Origin of the sequence: Lachnoanaerobaculum sp. OBRC5-5, from assembly GCF_000296385.1 — a bacterium.
In the GTDB taxonomy this organism is placed as follows: domain Bacteria; phylum Bacillota; class Clostridia; order Lachnospirales; family Lachnospiraceae; genus Lachnoanaerobaculum.
The window spans coordinates 1,041,871-1,060,867 of sequence record NZ_JH815185.1; the positions used below are offsets into that span (position 1 = coordinate 1,041,871).

The 18,997-nt window shown below is 37.0% G+C and carries 17 protein-coding genes; 1 reads left to right on the forward strand and 16 read right to left on the reverse strand.

What is annotated here, in order from left to right:
* Nucleotides 1-29 precede the first annotated feature (29 nt).
* The 12 genes from HMPREF1135_RS04840 to tkt form a co-directional block, all read right to left on the reverse strand.
* Complete coding sequence (locus HMPREF1135_RS04840; RefSeq protein WP_007592613.1) at nt 30-872, reverse strand: YjjW family glycine radical enzyme activase; 843 nt, start codon at nt 870-872, stop codon at nt 30-32.
* Nucleotides 872-2,416: a YjjI family glycine radical enzyme gene (locus HMPREF1135_RS04845; protein ID WP_007592615.1), complete on the reverse strand. Its 1,545-nt coding sequence runs from the start codon at nt 2,414-2,416 to the stop codon at nt 872-874. The genes HMPREF1135_RS04840 and HMPREF1135_RS04845 overlap by 1 nt, the downstream gene beginning before the upstream one ends.
* A gap of 103 nt (nt 2,417-2,519) precedes the next feature.
* The gene (locus HMPREF1135_RS04850) at nt 2,520-3,620 is read right to left on the reverse strand and encodes a BMP family lipoprotein (protein ID WP_007592617.1); all 1,101 of its coding nucleotides are present in this window, start codon (nt 3,618-3,620) and stop codon (nt 2,520-2,522) included.
* 128 nt (nt 3,621-3,748) lie between these two features.
* Nucleotides 3,749-4,528 carry a uridine phosphorylase gene (gene udp / locus HMPREF1135_RS04855; protein ID WP_007592619.1) on the reverse strand — a complete coding sequence of 260 codons (780 nt, stop codon included), beginning with the start codon at nt 4,526-4,528 and terminating at the stop codon, nt 3,749-3,751.
* Nucleotides 4,529-4,648: 120 nt separating this feature from the next.
* Nucleotides 4,649-6,262, reverse strand: coding sequence for a C40 family peptidase (locus HMPREF1135_RS04860; protein ID WP_007592621.1), 1,614 nt, complete (start codon nt 6,260-6,262; stop codon nt 4,649-4,651).
* Nucleotides 6,263-6,282: 20 nt separating this feature from the next.
* The gene (gene rsmA, locus HMPREF1135_RS04865) at nt 6,283-7,161 is read right to left on the reverse strand and encodes a 16S rRNA (adenine(1518)-N(6)/adenine(1519)-N(6))-dimethyltransferase RsmA (RefSeq protein WP_007592623.1); all 879 of its coding nucleotides are present in this window, start codon (nt 7,159-7,161) and stop codon (nt 6,283-6,285) included.
* Nucleotides 7,162-7,203: 42 nt separating this feature from the next.
* Nucleotides 7,204-7,989 (reverse strand): TatD family hydrolase, encoded by a 786-nt coding sequence (locus tag HMPREF1135_RS04870; protein ID WP_007592626.1) that lies wholly within the window; start codon nt 7,987-7,989, stop codon nt 7,204-7,206.
* Nucleotides 7,990-8,021: 32 nt separating this feature from the next.
* Nucleotides 8,022-8,696 (reverse strand): TraX family protein, encoded by a 675-nt coding sequence (locus HMPREF1135_RS04875; protein WP_007592628.1) that lies wholly within the window; start codon nt 8,694-8,696, stop codon nt 8,022-8,024.
* A 65-nt stretch (nt 8,697-8,761) separates the two neighbouring features.
* Nucleotides 8,762-10,732, reverse strand: coding sequence for a methionine--tRNA ligase (metG, locus tag HMPREF1135_RS04880; protein ID WP_007592630.1), 1,971 nt, complete (start codon nt 10,730-10,732; stop codon nt 8,762-8,764).
* 98 nt (nt 10,733-10,830) lie between these two features.
* A complete protein-coding gene (locus HMPREF1135_RS04885; RefSeq protein WP_198006706.1) occupies nt 10,831-11,280 on the reverse strand; it encodes a MarR family winged helix-turn-helix transcriptional regulator in 450 nt (149 codons plus the stop codon).
* A 71-nt stretch (nt 11,281-11,351) separates the two neighbouring features.
* Complete coding sequence (locus HMPREF1135_RS04890; protein WP_007592633.1) at nt 11,352-12,761, reverse strand: amidophosphoribosyltransferase; 1,410 nt, start codon at nt 12,759-12,761, stop codon at nt 11,352-11,354.
* Between the two features lie 64 nt (nt 12,762-12,825).
* The gene (gene tkt, locus HMPREF1135_RS04895; protein WP_007592635.1) at nt 12,826-14,817 is read right to left on the reverse strand and encodes a transketolase; all 1,992 of its coding nucleotides are present in this window, start codon (nt 14,815-14,817) and stop codon (nt 12,826-12,828) included.
* 246 nt (nt 14,818-15,063) lie between these two features.
* Between tkt and rpmB the strand changes: the two genes are divergently transcribed.
* A complete protein-coding gene (rpmB, locus tag HMPREF1135_RS04900; protein WP_007592637.1) occupies nt 15,064-15,249 on the forward strand; it encodes a 50S ribosomal protein L28 in 186 nt (61 codons plus the stop codon).
* Between the two features lie 62 nt (nt 15,250-15,311).
* Here rpmB and fsa read toward each other — a convergent pair whose 3' ends face one another.
* The 4 genes from fsa to HMPREF1135_RS04920 all read right to left on the reverse strand — a co-directional run bounded on the left by fsa (nt 15,312) and on the right by HMPREF1135_RS04920 (nt 18,996).
* Nucleotides 15,312-15,962 carry a fructose-6-phosphate aldolase gene (fsa, locus tag HMPREF1135_RS04905; protein WP_007592639.1) on the reverse strand — a complete coding sequence of 217 codons (651 nt, stop codon included), beginning with the start codon at nt 15,960-15,962 and terminating at the stop codon, nt 15,312-15,314.
* Between the two features lie 79 nt (nt 15,963-16,041).
* A complete protein-coding gene (locus HMPREF1135_RS04910) occupies nt 16,042-17,091 on the reverse strand; it encodes a hypothetical protein (RefSeq protein WP_007592641.1) in 1,050 nt (349 codons plus the stop codon).
* Nucleotides 17,092-17,113: 22 nt separating this feature from the next.
* Nucleotides 17,114-17,659, reverse strand: a complete 546-nt coding sequence (locus HMPREF1135_RS04915; protein ID WP_007592643.1) for an HdeD family acid-resistance protein — start codon at nt 17,657-17,659, stop codon at nt 17,114-17,116.
* A complete protein-coding gene (locus HMPREF1135_RS04920) occupies nt 17,659-18,996 on the reverse strand; it encodes a tetratricopeptide repeat protein (RefSeq protein ID WP_007592646.1) in 1,338 nt (445 codons plus the stop codon). Before HMPREF1135_RS04920 ends, HMPREF1135_RS04915 begins: the two co-directional genes overlap by 1 nt.
* Between the last annotated feature and the right edge of the window lies 1 nt (nt 18,997).

Consider the following 18,997-nt stretch of genomic DNA (forward strand, 5'->3'; position numbering starts at 1 on the left):
TCCTATAAAAGCCTAAGAAAACATCTATGTTAAATAAGTACAATATCCCTAAATCCGTTTTTTTGAGCTATTTCTTTGGCTTCATTCATCTCTTTTTCAGTCGGCATTCTATAATTTCTGTATTCTTTTCTTACACCGTTTTCTCTATATGAAATAAGCTTATATCTTATATTTGACTTTACAAGGAAAGGAGCCAAAGCCGCAGATGTATCAAATACAGTCTTTCTAAAGTCAAATAATTCAGGTACTATTACTGTTCTTACTTCAAAGAGTTTACCTACCGATGCCAAAAACAAAGCATTCTTTAATACAATATCATTTTTCACATCGGTTACATTTATATGTTCCTGTCTGTCATACGCCTTTATATCAAGCATTACTCCGTCTGTATACTCTAAAAGATTGATATGGTTTTCAAAATCCACACTTCCGTTGCTGTCTATCAGTGTACCCAGGTTCTTTTCTTTACACAGCATAAAAACTTCTCTCATAAAGTCAGGATACAACATACATTCACCGCCTGAAAATGTTATTCCTCTTATAAAAGGAACATTCTCACATATCTTTTCAAATGTCTGCTCTGAAGTAAGTCTTACAATTCTCGGTGTAGCACCATGTTTACAAATATTTATACAGGTATCACAACCTATACATTTTTCAGGATAAAATACAACCTTACCGTTTTCATTTTTTAAAGCAGCGCTTGGGCAGGGAGCCACACAGTCCATGCAATTAATGCAATGGTTTCTGGTTTCCGGATTGTGACAGTATTTGCAATTGAAATTACAACCTTGCAAAAATATCGCAGTCCTGTTTCCCGGTCCGTCCACGCTGCTAAACGGTATTATCTTATTGATATCGGCACTGTACACTAACGTACTTTCCTCTCCAATATCTTACAATTGTGTTTTGCTCCCATTCCTAGAGCCGTAGTATCCTGAAGTACACTCTGTCCCTTTTCAAGCTTATTTATTTCCGATTTTTTTACAAGATATCCTGTAATTCTTATTACATCCGAATCTGATGAATAGAATGAAAGATATCTAATATCTTCTTTCATCGCACCCTTTATAATATCAAGTACATATTCGTGATTTTTATGTACTGTAAGGTCTATAGGGAAAATATCTCCTGTACCTGAAGGGAAGTACTTGTGGAATTTCTTACAATGCTTCAAATGCTCTATAAGATCTTCAGGCTCCTCACCTATCGGAATTCTTGTTCCCGGTGATACATTGACATCTGTGGCAATTCCTACCTGTGCATGTAAGAGGAAATGACAATCTGATACTTCACAATATTTATTGAAATGATTCTTGTTAAAATCATCTATAATATCCATTATTTCCACAGCAAGCTTATCTGCAACTTCACTGTGTCCGTATCTGCCTTCAATTCCTTCTTTCTCAAGAAGAATATTTACAGCCTCTGCAAGACCTACCATACCGAACATTGCCGAGAATCTCTCTCTTTTTATAAAGCCTTCTTTCGCAAGGAAATTGTTTTCAAAGAATCCGCTCTCTTCAACTTCAAACTTGATTCTTGCATCCATATATCTTGCCATAATATCCATTACATAAGGCAAGGTATTTGTCTTGAAATCCTCTATATTCTTGGCTCTTTTTGCAATATTCTTTATAATCAATCTTGAAAGAGTATATGCACCTCCGCCAAGAGGCAGGCCGTTATAGCAACTTGCAATAACATATCTTTCACCAAACTCACTTGTAAACATTTTATGGTTTGCAAATGAAGGCTTTGCACTGTGAAGTGCTGTATTTATTCCCATAAGGGCAAACTCATCACTTGTAACTTCAGGATCATACTTAAGTGTGATATTTGGAACCGCCTGCTCAAGCTCGGCCTCAACCTCAAGTATCAATCTACCTGCCAAAGTATCCTTTGGACCTATATTGGCATGTGAAAATGAATCCAAAATAGTTCTGTCCATATTGATAAAGAAAAGCTTTATCATCTTTTTTGCCAAATCTCTGTCCACATCATGTACAAAAGGCTCCAGCAATTCATCAAGTTGTCCCACATATACCGGGAAATTTGTTACACTCGGTACATGACGATAGAAAATAAGAAGTGAATTCAAAGCTTCATACAAATCCTTAGGTGGATCAAGCTGAAGGAACTTACTTCCTTCCTTCATAAACTTTGCATAATCAGGTATTATGTATCTCGGTCTCATAGGAGCATGTCCTTCAAACAGATCACAAATACATTGACTTTCTATATCCGCATCAAGTAACTCGTCAAGTCCCTCAGGCTTATCCAAAACTTCAAGTAATGAATCCGCATGGTTTGCCATAGTAGCCACTTTCTGCTCATGTGTGAGGCTTGCAGTCTTTACAGTCTCAAGCATTCTCTCTCTTATTTCGTTTACCTTATCTAAACTGATATCTCTCATATTTCTCCATTCTATAAGGGTATCCCCTTATATATACCTGCGAAATTCGTAGATATGTTTAAGGGGGCAGCATACTGCTGCCCTTTAAATATAAACAGATTAATTAATCCAATTCGTAGATATCACCATACTTAGCTTCAAAATCAGCCTTGTTGTTAGGAACCTTTATTTCTCCTGCTACAATCTTTGCCTTAACATCTTCAACTTCCTTAAGAAGCTCATCAGGAAGATTGTCTGTTGTAGGCGCTATATCTACACCGCCGTCCTTTAATGTATAAGTCTTAACTCCGGCCTTGTATTCACCGTCAAGTACAGCCTTTGCCTCATCATATACGGCATTATCAACTCTCTTCATAGCTGATGTAAGGATTGTCTTAGGAGCAACCTTTGACTGGTCGGAGTCAACACCGATAGCCCAGATACCTGCTTCCTTAGCCGCATCTATAACACCGAGTCCTGTACCGCCTGCCGCATGGAAAATAACATCCGCATTATTTGCAACCATGTTGTTTGCAGCTGTCTTACCTGCACCTGTATCTGCAAAGCTGTTTACATTGTTCTGTAAAATATTTGCATCAGGATTTGCATCCTTAACACCTGCAAGATATCCGTATCCGAACTCGTTCATAACATCTGTTGCCATACCGATAACGATACCTGTAGTATTTGTCTTTGTTGTCTTACCTGCAATATATCCTACAAGATATGATGCCTGAGCCTGCTCAAACATAAGGCATGCAACATTGTCAAGCTCGATTGAAGCGTCGTCTACAATTGCAAATTTCTTGTCAGGATTTGCTTCAGCCTCTGTTCTGAGAGCATCTGCCAACTGGTATCCGATACAAATGATAAGATCATAGTCATCATCAACCAATGTTTCGATATTTGGAATATAATCGGCATCTGTCTTTGACTCAAGATACTTTGCCTGAATTCCAAGCTCCTTTTGTGCTCTCTGAAGGCCTTCCCATGCAGACTGGTTAAATGATCCGTCATTTACACCGCCGACGTCCGTTACCATACCGATTTTTAAATCTGTAGATGCCTTCTTCTCTTCGGCTGAAGTACTTTCACCACCGTCCTTGCTCTCCTGCGCCTTCTCAGTGCTCTCAGCCTTTGTGCTTTCAGTTGAACCTGAAGAACAAGCTACAAGTGAAAGTCCCATAAGTGCCGCCATACCGATAGCCAATAATCTTTTTTTCATTTTTTCCTCCTTAAAAACGAATATAAATATTATATTTGAATAACATTTTAGGTATATATCATAAATTATTTGTAATCAAGTTGTTATATTTAAATGTAATATTAAATAGATTTAATCTTTGAATCTGTTTATTTTAACTGCTCTTTTTTTATAAGTATTCTGATAGCTTCGACAGCCGTCTCAATAGCTTTACTTGTATCATGTACCTGCTCATTGCTAAGACCTGCCTTTGCTCTCTCCTGATTTGCAATTGCCAAAAATATCGATCCGACCTTTACACCAAGATATGATGCCACTGTAAACAATGCCGCAGACTCCATCTCTGAAGCCAGTGTACCAAGCCTTAGCCAAGCCTCCCATTTATTTACAAGTTCATAGCTTACAGGCTTATTTTCAGGTTCATGCTGACCGTAGAATGCATCCTTACACTGAACAACTCCGATATGTGATTTATAATTCAATTTGTCTGAAGCTTCCTTTAATGCGGTAATTATATCAAAATCAGCCACTGCCGGAAATTCTATAGGAGCATACTCTTTACTTGTACCTTCCATTCTTATAGCTCCGTTAGCTATTACCAAATCACCACCGCATACATCAAGTTTCATTCCGCCACAGGTTCCTACTCTTATAAAAGTATCGGCACCGCATCTTACAAGCTCTTCAAGTGCTATGGCCGATGAAGGTCCTCCGATACCTGTTGAAGTTACGGAAACCTTTACACCGTCCAAATAACCTGTATATGTCACATACTCTCTGCTGTCCGCCACAAGTTTTGCATCATCAAAATATGCTGCAATCTTTTCACATCTTTTCGGATCTCCCGGAAGTATTACATACTTTCCCACATCACCCTTGCCTACGCCAATATGATATTGAACGCCTGCGCCTTCGGTATAATCAATCATCTACTTCTTCCTTTCAATGTTTTATAAAAATATTATATATTTAGAACGGCTTTTTTACAATCCAAATTAATCAATATAAAAAAGCCTATATCAAATCAGATATAGACTTTATTTTAAATATTAGAATATTCTCCAGGCAACTATAAAGTTGTTTCTCCACCAGCTTGACATACTGCTTCTCTTTACTCTACCTCTTGAAGATGAAGCATCTATTATCTCACCGCCTCCGGCAGCTATACCGACATGTCCTGAAACTACTACGATATCTCCTGCCTGTATATCTGAGAATGAACTTATTCTTGTATATCTTCCCGGATTTCTCCATCCTGAAGATGTAATATATGACTGACCTACTCCCATCTGCTTAAGAACCCAGTATACAAATCCCGAGCAGTCAAATGAGTTTGATCCCTTTGCTCCCCATACATACGGACTTCCGATTTTTGATGAAGCAATGCTGATCATATTTCCTACGCTGCCTGAGTATGAACCTCCGCCGCCTGAGCTTCCTCCGGATGATTTTTTGTCAGACTTTCCGCCGTTTGAAGAATCATTTCTTGAAGGTCCGTTTGTATTTCCCGAACTTAACTTGGCAAATGTCTGTGCTCCGGCTCTACCGTCTGCAGAAAGTCCGTTATTGCTTTGGAATCTCTTTAATGCGGATTCTGTAAGCTCTCCGAAATATCCTGTAGCATTTGATTCGTTTAAGTATCCGGCCTTCGCAAGAAGACTCTGAAGTCTTGCAACCTGCTCATTTTCGTCACCGAGACTGAGGCCGTTTGCTTTTGCTTCACTTGAAAGTATAACAGCTCTTGTAGACGGTCCGAGGTATCCGTCCACTACAAGGTCGTTCTTTGACTGGAACACTCTTACGGCAAGCTCCGTATCCTTACCGTATGTACCGTCAGGTCTTGTAGTAAGATAACCCAGTTCAAACAATCTGTTTTGAATATTTTGTACGACTTCACTGTGCTCTCCGAGTGAAAGTGTATTTGCCTTTATCTCATCGGAATATAAGAGGTTCATTGTCTCACTTCCGACCTTACCGTCCTCACTTAATGAGTTCACCTGCTGAAGCTTTAATGCGGCTTCCTGAGTTTTCTCATCATATGTACCTGTAATCATATCTGCAGAAGCTAAATATCCAAGCTCATACAGACGGTTCTGTATTCTTTTAACATCCTCACCGACATCACCGAGCTTAGCCGCATAATGTTTTGCATTGTCATCCATCAAAAGAGGTAGTGTTGAAGGACCGATAATACCGTCCTGTGCAAGACCGTTTTGTCTTTGGAAAATCATTACAGCCGCCTTTGTAACCTCACCGAAGTAATTTGTAGGCTCATCATTGTCCATAAAGCCAAGCTGCATAAGTCTTTCCTGCACTTTTTCTATATATGAGTGCTGCACACCCTCTTCCAAAAGTTCAGGTCTCGGTTCCTCGGTTTCAACTTCAATACCAAGTGAAGGGAACTCATTTCCGGCCTTTTCCATAGGCATTACCTGTGCCGCAGCAACCTCTACTTCTGTAGATGAACTCTCTACGGCAACTGTAGTTTCGGTAACAACACTTCTTGCACTCTTTCCGGACATAGAAACACCTATAATTGCCGCCAAGGCAACTACACCTATGACTCCTCCGGCCATTATCTTTTTACTTTTATCCATGTCCTGTATAGTTTCCACTCTATCTTTTACACTTCGTAAAAATTCATTCTTTTTTTTCTTGCTCATCTTCTCTTCCTTGTCAAAATTTATATGCTCTCTTTTAAATATCCCGCCAATTTTGCAAACTCCTCTAAAGTAAGAGCTTCACCTCTTATCTTTTCAGACTTTCCAAGCAATGACAAAGCGTGAATAATCTTTTCTTTTGAAAAATTAAGACCTTCAAAATTACCGAGAGAATTTACCAAAGTTTTTCTTCTTTGATTAAATCCCGCACGAATTATTTGAAACATCAATTTATCATCAACTGCTTTGATAGGTTTTTCCTTGTAAATATCCAAACGTATAACACTTGAGCCTACCTTAGGTCTTGGAATAAAACAGTTCGGAGGAACAAATGCTACAATATACGGATCCGAGTAATACTGCACAGCCAAAGACAATGCACCGTAATCCTTGCTTCCGGGCAATGCCTGCATTCTGTCGGCAACCTCCTTTTGTATCATGACTGTAATACTGTCTATATGAATATGTGACTCGAGTACATTCATGATTATAGGAGTGGTGATATAGTATGGCAAATTTGCAACGATTCTTATATTCTCAAAGTCACCGTATTTTTGCCTGCACTCCTCAATCAGCTTTTCCAAATCAACTTTTAGAAAATCAGCATTTATTATACTTATATTTTCATAATTTGCCAATGTCTCATTTAATATCGGCAATAAATTTTTATCAATCTCAATAGCAACAACAGCTTTTGCGGCATTTGCAAGGTATTGTGTCAATGCACCTATTCCCGGACCTATTTCAATAGCCAAATCATTTTTACCAAGTCCCGATGCCTGACATATCTTATCTAAAACATGTGTATCTATCAAAAAATTTTGTCCGAATTTCTTTTGAAAATTGAAATCGTATTTTTTGATTATTTCTATAGTATTTGCCGGATTAGCAATATTTGTCATTTCAAACTCCATCTCACTCTATGTGAGTATAATGAAAACTCATTATTTCATCTTTGGATACAATTTTTTTGCATTCTCAAAAGACTTCTCTATAATAAAATCTTTTGACACTCCTTTTATCTCACTCAATTTATCTATAATGTAAGTCAAATTCAGTGAAGAATTTCTTTTTCCTCTGTTCGGAACAGGGGATAAATAAGGGCAATCAGTTTCAAGCACAAAATCATCAAAAGAAATCTCTTCTACAGTTTCTTCAAGTTTTTTTGCATTCTTAAATGTAACTACACCGCCGACACCCAGTACATATCCGAGCTTAATAAATTCTCTCGCCATTTCTTTGCTATAAGAATAGCAATGTATAACTCCTTTGACACCTTCAAATTCCTTTAAGATATCAATAGTATCTTTTGCGGCATCTCTTGAATGTATAACTACAGGCAAATCACACCTCTTTGCCAAGTCAAGCTGTGCTCTGAAGCACTTTTTTTGTATCTCTTTATCCGGCTCATCATAGTAATAGTCAAGTCCTATTTCTCCGATAGCCACCACCTTCTCATCAAAAGACATTTCTTCAAGTAAAGAAATATTTTCATCCGAGATTTCTTCTGCACAAGACGGGTGAATTCCAACTACAGCATAAACAAAAGGATATTCCTTTGCCAATGCGATACTGTTTCTTGAACTTTCCATTGAAGCACCGATATTTACAACTCTCTTTATACCTTTGTCTTCAAAGCTTTTTAAAAGCTCATCCCTGTCTTCTTCAAATGCTTCATCATCATAATGAGCATGTGTATCTATTATATATAAATCTTCTTTTTTGTCCATGTAATATTTTCTTAAAATTTATGTAATATTTTTTATCGCAAAATATTCTTAATTAAAACTAAAGCCAACAAATGCACGGGGTAAAAAAAGTAGAACAAGTATTTCAAACTCTTTCCCTTCTCACCGTTGTACATATTTATCGGTATAAGACTGAATAATGCCGGCGGTTCAAATGAAAAAATAATTGCTGTAGCAACATTTTTATAAACGGCTCTTTCTCTGAATAAATACATACATCCCACGGCCAAAGGTCCGATATACTCATAATCGGACTTTATAATCCATGCCGCAAAACATCCCATACCTACAAAAATCACACTGAAATCCGGATACTTTTTTATTCCGCAAAGCATGATAACACATATAAGCAAAGACCACATTACATTTTGATGCTGCATATTGACAAAACCGCCCCAAAACGCCATATCAAACGGTACTTCTGAAAATATCGCAAATAATGTAAGTCTGATTATATATTTTTTTATGTTTTTTGTGTGAACAAATCCTTCAACAAGTAAAAAAAGATATATCGGAAAGGCTACACGCCCTATCATCCTTGAAATATAGTACATCCTCATGGAAACAGCTATATTGAACATTAAAAAGATCAATCCGCTTGCTCCGATATGATCTATAAGCATTGTAACCATTGCTATATACTTCAGTACCGCTGAAGAAAAAAACTTTATTTTTATTTTTCCCAACACATTCACCTTTATGCGCTTTTAAAAATCGGGGAACGCAAAGAAAAGCATTCCCCACACAATAATATTTATGCTATTTCAGAACCTATCTTTATATTCTTCTCAGGAGATACCAAAACCGCATTTCCGGCATCATCCTCAGCCATAAGTATCATACCCTGACTCTCAAGTCCTGCAATATTTCTCGGTGCAAGATTTGTAACAACAAGCACCTGCCTTCCTACCATATCCTTTGCAGAATACCACTGCTTGATACCGCTTAGAATCTGTCTTGTTGTACTTCCTATCTGTACCTGTGAGCATAGAAGTTTCTTTGACTTAGGAACTTCCTCACATTTTATAACCTGTCCTACCTGTATCTGAAGTTTTGCAAAATCATCATACTCTATAGTATCTTTTGCTTCTACATCAACACCCTCTATTTCAGGCTCCTGCTTCTCAGTTTTTCCACCAAGATTTAAAGCCTCAACCTGCTTTAACACTTCTTCAAGATCAAGTCTCTTAAATAATATTTCAGGCTCTTCCACAACCTTCGTTCCACTCATAAGAAGTCCGAATTTATTCATATCTTCAAGGCTTCTCTTATTTGTTCCGAACATATCAAGTATCTTTTCAGATGTCTCAGGCATAAAGCTGTAAAGTAAAGAAGCTCCTATAGATATTGACTCCGCCAAATTGTATAAAACGGTCTGAAGTCTGGCCTTCTTATCCTCTTCTTTTGCAAGAATCCAAGGTGTAGTCTCATCAATGTACTTGTTACATCTCTTAAACAATGTCCATATCTCAGTAATTGCATCAGCAACACGAAGTTCAGACATCTTCTTTTCAACCTTTTCAACAGACATAAGCACTACATCTTTTAAATCGGTATCCGTTTCCGTTGAACCTGCAACACTCTCATCTTTTGCATCGGTCAAAACTCCGTCAAAATACTTGTTTGTCATTGATATTGTTCTGCTTACAAGATTTCCAAGTACATTTGCAAGGTCTGAATTGAACCTCTCCACCATCAAATCCCAGCTTATAACACCATCATTATCAAACGGCATCTCATGTAATACAAAGTATCTGACAGCATCAACTCCGAAGAAATCAACCAATGTATCCGCATAAAGAACATTACCCTTTGATTTACTCATCTTACCTTCACCCTGTAAAAGCCACGGATGACCGAATACCTGTTTTGGAAGCGGTAAATCAAGTGCCATTAAGAATATAGGCCAGTATATTGTATGGAATCTTATAATATCCTTACCTATAAGATGAAGATCTGCAGGCCAGAATTTTTTAAATCTCTCACTGCTGTTTCCGTCTACATCATATCCGATACCTGTGATATAGTTTGAAAGTGCATCAAGCCATACATAAGTAACATGCTTAGGATCGAAATCTACCGGAATTCCCCATGTAAAGCTTGTTCTGCTGACACAAAGATCCTGTAATCCCGGTAAAAGGAAGTTATTCATCATCTCATTTTTTCTTGAAACAGGCTGTATGAACTCAGGATGCTCATTGATATGTTTAATAAGTCTGTCCGCATACTTACTCATCTTAAAGAAGTATGCTTCCTCTTTTGCAGGATATACCTCACCACCGCAGTCAGGACATTTTCCGTCAACAAGCTGGGAATCTGTAAAGAATGACTCACAGGCAGTACAATACATGCCTTCGTAGAATCCCTTATATATATCGCCCTGATCATAGAATTTTTTGAAAATCTTTTGAACCTGCTTTTTATGGTCTTCATCTGTAGTTCTGATAAACTTGTCATATGATGTATTCATCATATCCCAGATTTTTCTGATCTGTCCTGCCGCATTGTCTACATACTCCTTTGGAGTAATACCTGCATCCTTTGCCTTATTCTCTATTTTTTGACCGTGCTCATCTGTTCCTGTCTGAAAGAAAACCTCAAGTCCTTCTTCTCTTCTGAATCTTGCTATTGCATCAGCCAATATTATCTCATATGTGTTTCCGATATGTGGCTTTCCTGAAGCATAGGCAATAGCCGTTGTTATATAATATGGTTTCTTACTCATTTGTCATTCCGCCTTCTTACAATTTCTATTATATCTAAAATATGAAGAATAAAATCCTCCATCAATATTGATATCCGTATTTATTACCGATATACTTTTTAAGCTTTATTCTGTTTAATACATCTGTTTACTTTTAATAATGATTTCATCAATATGTCCATTTCATTGTCTTCCAAATCTTCAAGCATTGAATTGACCATCTGATCATACAGCTCTTCATTTCTTGAAAAAGCAGCTTCACCTTTTGATGAGAGGTTTACAAAAACCACTCTCTTATCCTTTTCGGATCTCTCCTTTATAACATACCCTTTTCTTACAAGGCTGTTTATTGAAATCGTCAAAGTCCCTATGGTAACCGCCAACTCCTTTGCAATCATTGACATATTCTTTTTTTCATTCATTCCTATAGCTCGTATTACATGTATATCATTATTGGTCAAATCCTTAAACTCGGAAGCACGTAAAACGCTTTCCTCATAATCAAGTATATCATTAAATAACTTAACAAGGATTATTTTAAATTCCTTTGAACCCCTCAAAATACTCATCCTTTTCGTATTGCATAAAACACAACACCTGATTTATCAAACCAATATTATACTAAATTTATTACAGAATATCAAGCTTCCTTACCGTTCCAGCAATATGTACACAACTTACAGGGACTTATACCTATGGATTCTGTTAAATCATCAAGTCTGTGAAACCTGAGGCTTGAAAAGTTTTGAATCTTTCTGATTTCCTCAACCATCTCTTCATAGTTTTTGCTGTTCGGATCGGCATAGTCAAAGAGGAGTTCTTTGCTTACATTATCCCCCTCCCTTTCTCTTATTATTCTTCTTGTAATCAAATCATAGTCGGATTTCGATCTTGAAAAGTTAAGATATTTACACCCGAATAAGAGCGGAGGACATGCCGGTCTGACATGTACCTTCTTTGCACCGGAATTATACAAAAACTCTGTGGTTTCTCTTAACTGTGTGCCTCTGACTATGGAATCGTCTATCAGGAGTATATCATTATTTTCTATAAGTTCCTGTACAGGTATAAGTTTCATCTTGGCGATAAGATTCCTCTGACTTTGATTTGTAGGCATAAAAGACCTTGGCCATGTAGGTGTATACTTTATAAAAGGTCTGGCAAAAGGTATACCCGATTTATTTGCATAACCTATGGCATGCGCGGTACCGGAGTCCGGAACTCCGGCTACAATATCCGCATCTACATTATCTCTTTTTGCCAAAAGTTCACCGCATTTGTATCTCATGGTTTCTACATTTACACCCTCATATGAAGCTGTCGGATAACCGTAGTATACCCATAAGAACGAACAGATTTTCATCTCGGATTTTGCAGGTGATATTTCTTTTACCTTATCCGGTGTGATAAATACTATCTCTCCCGGTCCAAGTTCCTTATAAAAGCTGTATCCCAAATTTAAATATGCATGGTTTTCAAATGTAATACAGAATGTATCTTTCTTGTGACCTATAACCAGAGGCGTCCTTCCGAATTTATCTCTGGCGGCATATATACCCTCCCTTGTCATAATTACAACAGTCATGGAGCCTTTTATTGTTTCCTGAACATACTCAAGTCCCTCTTTGAAGGAAGGCATTGAAGATATCAATGTGGCCACAAGCTCATTGTCATTTACACGCCCGCCGCTCTGCTCCTGGAAATGTACTCTGCCGTCTTTATAGAGTTTTTTTATTATCTCATCATGATTGCTTATTTTGCCGACTGTAGTTATAGCATAGCTCCCCAGATGTGATTGTATCAAAAGCGGCTGCGGATCCTCATCCGATATGCAACCTATTCCCATATACCCACGCAAATCTTCCACATCTTTTTCAAACTTTGTTCGAAACGGCGAGTTTTGAATATTGTGGATTACTCTGTTGAAATACTCTCCGTCAAATACAGCCATTCCGGCACGTCTTGTTCCAAGATGCGAGTGATAGTCAACCCCGAAAAACAAGTCCATAACACAATCATTTTTTCCTACTACACCAAAAATACCGCCCATTTTTTTCCTTCCCTAAATAAGCACAAAAACAGATATAGAAATTCTATATCTGTTTTAATATTATTTATTGATTAAATACTTCTTTAGCTGTAGTTACAACATTTTCCTTTGTAAATCCGAACTTTTTGAAAAGCAAATCCTGAGGTGCAGATGCGCCGAAAGAATTCATGGATATTACTCTTCCGTCAAGACCTGTATATCTATCCCATCCAAAGCTTGATAAGGCCTCTATTGCCACTCTGTTTCTTGCATTTTTCGGCAGTACTTCTTCCTTATACTCCTTGCTCTGTGCTTCAAACACATCCATACACGGCATACTTACAACTCTTGTAGATATATTATCCTTCTCAAGCTCTGCTGCAGCTTCAATGGCAAGTGAAACCTCGGATCCTGATGCTATTAAAATCATATCAGGTGTAGACTTTGAAGCTTCTTTTATAATATAAGCTCCCTTAAGTGCTTTCTTTCCGCTTCCGTCAAGCTGCGGAAGATTCTGTCTTGTAAGCACAATAGCTGTAGGTGTAGACTTTGAAACCATAGCCGCATACCATGCCGCAATTGTCTCTCTCGCATCGGCAGGTCTGAATGTGTTGAAATTAGGCAATGATCTGAGCATTGCAAGCTGCTCTATAGGCTCATGTGTAGGTCCGTCCTCGCCGACACCTATAGAATCATGTGTAAATACAAATATTGTAGGAATATTCATAAGCGCAGAAAGTCTTGCCATCGGCTTTGTATAATCACTGAATACAAAGAAGGTGGCACAATATGCTCTAAGTCCGCCATGTAATAAAATACCGTTTGTAATAGCGGTCATTGCAAACTCTCTTACACCGAAATGTATATTTCTTCCTGAAAAATCATCCTTTGAGATATATCCTTCACCGTTCATTACAGTCTTGTTTGAAGGCGAAAGGTCCGCAGAACCGCCTATAAGATTAGGGAATATATCCTTTAATCTGTTAATAATGCTTCCTGAAATATTTCTTGTAGCTGCAGGTGCATCATCCCATGCCCAGAACTCATCATTATCTATTAAAGAAGCATTGATTTCAGAGTAATAGTTATCCCATTTCTTTGCATCTTCAGGATATTTATTTGCATACTCTTTAAAGAGCTTATTCCACTCTTCTTCAATCTTTGCATTCTTTTCATTTATTTTATTAAAATTCTCATATACATCGACATCAACTTTGAAACTTTCTTCAGGATTGAAACCGAAACCTGACTTAAGTGCGGCAAGCGCTTCACTTCCAAGAGGCTCACCATGTGCTCCTGCAGTTCCCTGCTTCTTTCCCGCACCATATCCGATTACAGTATTTATCTTAATAAATGAAGGTCTATTCTTATCTGATTTAGCCTCTTGTATAGCCTTTCCGATAGCTGCAAGATCGTTTCCGTCCTCTACCTCTATAGTCTGGAATCCGAAAGCCTTCATTCTGTCCACTACATTCTCTGTAAATGCTATATCTGTACTTCCCTCAATAGAAATTCCGTTTGAATCATAGAATACAATAAGCTTTGAGAGTCCGAGTGTTCCCGCAAGTGAAAATGCCTCTGATGATATTCCTTCCATCAAGCAACCGTCACCGCCTAATACAAATGTATAGTGATCCACTATATCAAAACCTTCTTTATTGAACACACTTGCCATATGTGCTTCAGCCATAGCCATACCTACAGCCATACCCATACCTGCACCAAGAGGTCCTGTAGTAGCCTCTACACCAACCGTATGACCGTACTCGGGATGTCCCGGAGTCTTTGAATCCAGCTGTCTGAAACTCTTCAAATCATCCATGCTCAAATCGCCATATCCGAAGAGGTGGAATAATGAATATAAAAGCATTGAACCATGACCTGCAGACAGAATAAATCTGTCTCTGTTTGCCCAATCAGGGTTCTTCGGGTTATGCTTCATATGATTTGCAAAAAGTTCATATGCAATCGGGGCGGCTCCCAAAGGCAATCCCGGATGACCTGACTTTGCTTTCTCTATACCGTCTGCACTAAGAACTCTTATGGTATTTACAGACTTGATGTCAATATTATTCATTTCTATGCTCCTTTTTACATAACAATACGATTTTTCGGTTCATAAAGATAATCTAAAACTTCGCTCTGAACTCCAATCTTTTTCATTTTACCACAATATAATAAATTATAAAATGTCTTGCAAATAGTATTTTTATTTGGTAGAATATATCCGTTATGGATTTTGCACGGGTTTTTCCCTATTGTGATGAAGTCCAATCCAAAATAATTATAAATCTTTATAATTAAAGTTAAAGGAGGTGTAACCGTGGCAAAATGTTCAATATGCGAAAAAGCTGCTCATTTTGGTAATGCAGTAAGCCATTCTCATAGAAGATCCAACAAAATATGGAAGGCTAACGTTAAGTCAGTTAAGGTCAAAACAGAGGGTGGATCTAAGAAGATGTATGTATGTACTTCATGCCTTCGTTCAGGTTTTGTAGAGCGTGCATAATTAATACTTGAGAATACGTATTCAAACAATAAAAAAGAGCCCATAAAGGCTCTTTTTTATTGTTATTTAATCGACTTCTCATAATCTGCTATGAATTTTTCAATGCCTGCCTCTGTAAGAGGATGATTTAACATCGACTTAAATACGGAATAAGGTACTGTTGCTATGTCTGCTCCCGCCTTGGCACACTCAAGTACATGCATATTATTACGTACAGATGCTGCAATTATCTCAGTCTCTATGCCGTGAATTTCAAAAATCTCAACAATATCCTCTATTAAAGAAACACCTCTTGTTCCCACATCATCAAGTCTTCCAAGAAATGGAGAAACGTAACTTGCACCTGCTCTTGCGGCCAACAGAGCCTGAAGTGGTGTGAAGATTAAAGTACAGTTGGTAGCGATTCCCTCTTTACTGAGTGCAGCTATTGCCTTCAGACCTTCAGCAGTCATAGGAATCTTTACCACCATATTTTTATGGATCTTTGCAATCTCTCTGCCCTCGGCTATCATATCCTCAGCCTTTGTAGTCGTAGCCTTTACTTCACCGCTTATAGCACCGTCTACAATGTCTGTGATCTCCTTGATAACATCCTCAAATTTTCTTCCTGACTTTGCAACTAATGAAGGATTTGTTGTAACGCCTGCTAACACGCCCCAGGCAGCAACTTCTCTGATCTCATCCACATTTGCGGTATCAATAAAAAATTTCATACATACACCTCACATATATTTTTATTCTATTTTACCACTTTTGTGTATTATTTCAAAGTATTATATATATAATATTAGACTAGTTTACAGGAATAATCCATTTGCAGATCCCATATTCAATAACTTCACCACCTTCTGAGTAAATAAAATATAAATAATCTGATATATCTGAGCTTATTCTATAATAACCCGCATCAGCAATCTCAAAAACAGGATCACCCAAATAATCTGTCACCTGAACTTTCTTTAAATATTCATTTTCATTCGGTAATAAACCCAAATTATATAGTAACTCACCACCGTTAATATCTTCTTTACTTGGATGAACGACAATCGCTGATACTTCCTGTTCACCCGATCCGTTATTTTTAGGTGTCAGTTTAAATGAGGTGTAACTGTTTTCATCACCGTAAGTATAAATAGATTCCAAGTCATCTTTTTCTTCTTTTTTATCAGGATCTCCATTCCTCTGTATCAAGGTTTCTTCATCAGAACCAAGTCTGATACGATTATAAAACAGTCTGTCTGCATATATTGCATTATTAAATTCCACTAATTCATTATAATAACTTCGATTTTCTTTCATGTACTCAAAGTTTATATTTTTTTGTAATAAGCTTTCTCTGCTTATTACATCAACTATTTTTTCCTCTGTTCCTTCTACATACTCTTTTGGAATATTAACTACTGTTTTTATATATGAAATGTATTCATTTTCAAGCATCAATAACATGCTGTTATTAAATTTAAATGTATTAAAATAAGGAGAATGATACAAAGGATTCTCAGATAATTTCAGTTGTTTTGCCTTATCATATATTTCATCATACTCTAAAACAAGTCCGACACCTATGTCTGAGTTTTCGATTTTTGCATCCTTTATTTCAAGATAATCTGCCAATATCGGCAACTTATTAATTATACTCTTAATGTTTTCACTGTCAGCATTTTTATCAATGGACAGTTCAGGTAAATCTTCATAAAGAAAATAGTTCTTTTCTACTGATACTTTCACTTTCTGTGTCATCTGATTTCCCTGTGCATTTACAGCGGTCCTCCCACATCCCACTAAAGCAAAAGCGATACAACTCAATACTACACATATCGATAATTTATTTTTAATAATCATACTATTCTCCTTATTGCTTTATTTATTTCAACTTCCTCTCCATTCTGTTTAATCTAAAGAATCTGAATATTGCAACCACAGCCTGCACTATTAATGAAACCCCGAAAAGTACTGAAATATAGCCTGCCACAAATACAGGATTTATCACAAGAATGATACCGAGTAATAAATCAATTATCGCAATGAAAATAAGTCTCTGACCTATATTCTTTTCAAACTTCACTACTCTCATTCCCATAAATACTCTGCTTATTCCGATAAGCAGCAACCAAATGCCTGCCGCTACTATAAAAGCAACGGACAATCCCAGAGAATCTTTTATCGCAAAGTAAATTCCTGCCACAACAGATAAAATACCTTCAATCAGTCTCCAAATACTTCTGCCTTCTCTTTTCTCAGACAGATAAGCGCTTATTTGAGAAATTCCCTCTATTAACAACAGCACACATAATATAATATTTATTGTACCTGCTATAAACAAAGGATTTACAATCACATATATTCCAACTATCAAGAATATTATTCCTGAAAAAAGCGAAAAATATTTTGCACTTGAAATATTATTCATCAATAACCTCTTTCTTTCTTTGATTCATTTGCAAACCTGTCATCAGGATAATTTGTAATAATTTCTGTAAACAGATTGTTTGCAGTATCAACATCTCCCATAGTCTTGTATGCCAAAGCTTTCTTATACTTGGCTTCCACATAATCCGGTGATATTCTGAGAGCGGCGTCATAATAGCCTATCGCTCCGGCAAAATCACCGGATCTGTTAAGTCCGTCCGCCACTTTAAGTAAAAGTTTAGGACCCTCATCTCTCATCTTAGGCGCCATTTCGGCAAATGTGCCCGTTACGGATATACCTAAGCCGTTGTCAACATCTGTAAGCTGACCCACATCCAGATTTGAGAATATCTCGGCAGCTCTTGTGTAATTTTTTGTATTGTACTCTTTTATAAGACCTAAGAAATAAACATACTGCAAAAGCTTATAGTTCATATTCTCAGTTGATGTGTTATTAACTTCTGTAAGTTTATTTACCTGTTCGTTCAATCCTTCATTTTCACTCTTCAGTGTTTCTATGGATAAATTTACATCATTAAGTTGTTGTGATATCTCTACAATTTCTTTATTATGCGCATTATTTAATGCCACCTTCATAGTAGGCATATATAAAAATACCATTGCACAGGCACCGACTATCAATCCTATACCTACATTAATAGCTGTAAACATTCCTGAATAATTCTTATATATCTCGGTCACAGGCATACCGTTATTTACATTTTCTACAGGTTTTTCCTTCTTTACGGGACTGCCTATAACACTTAGTTTTTCTTTCCTTGCATTTTTTTCAGTCAAAGGTTTCATCTCTTCAAGATAAGTGATAGCCTTTGTATTGAATCTGTCAATTGCAAGCACATTCTCCAAAAGCTTTTTTGCCTCACTGGATTTTCCTTCTCTGATATCAAGAAGTGCCAGTGCAAGCATTGCCTTTACAAAATGTGGCCTTATATCTACAGCCTGTTTTAATGTTATCCTTGCCATATCATAATTTACAGTTTTTATTTGAGAAATCGCCTTATTATATTTTGAAATGGCATCCTGTGATTTTTCCAGGTAAGCGGATTTATTTCTCAATTTTTGCAAATAATTCTGTGCCGGATTGTTTATAGGATTAATATTTATACTTATAACCCATGAAATCAAAGCCTTGGTCTCTTCACCCATTTCAAACTGTATAAGTCCGTATAAATTTCTGGCATCGGTATTTTTCTTATTCAATCCCAAAGATATGCTTAGCGCATTCAATGCGGAAGATAAATTTCTTTCCTTTGCAAGAGACAATCCCAAATTATAATAACCGTTTGATATCTGTTCCAGACGTCTGTTTTTCTTCATA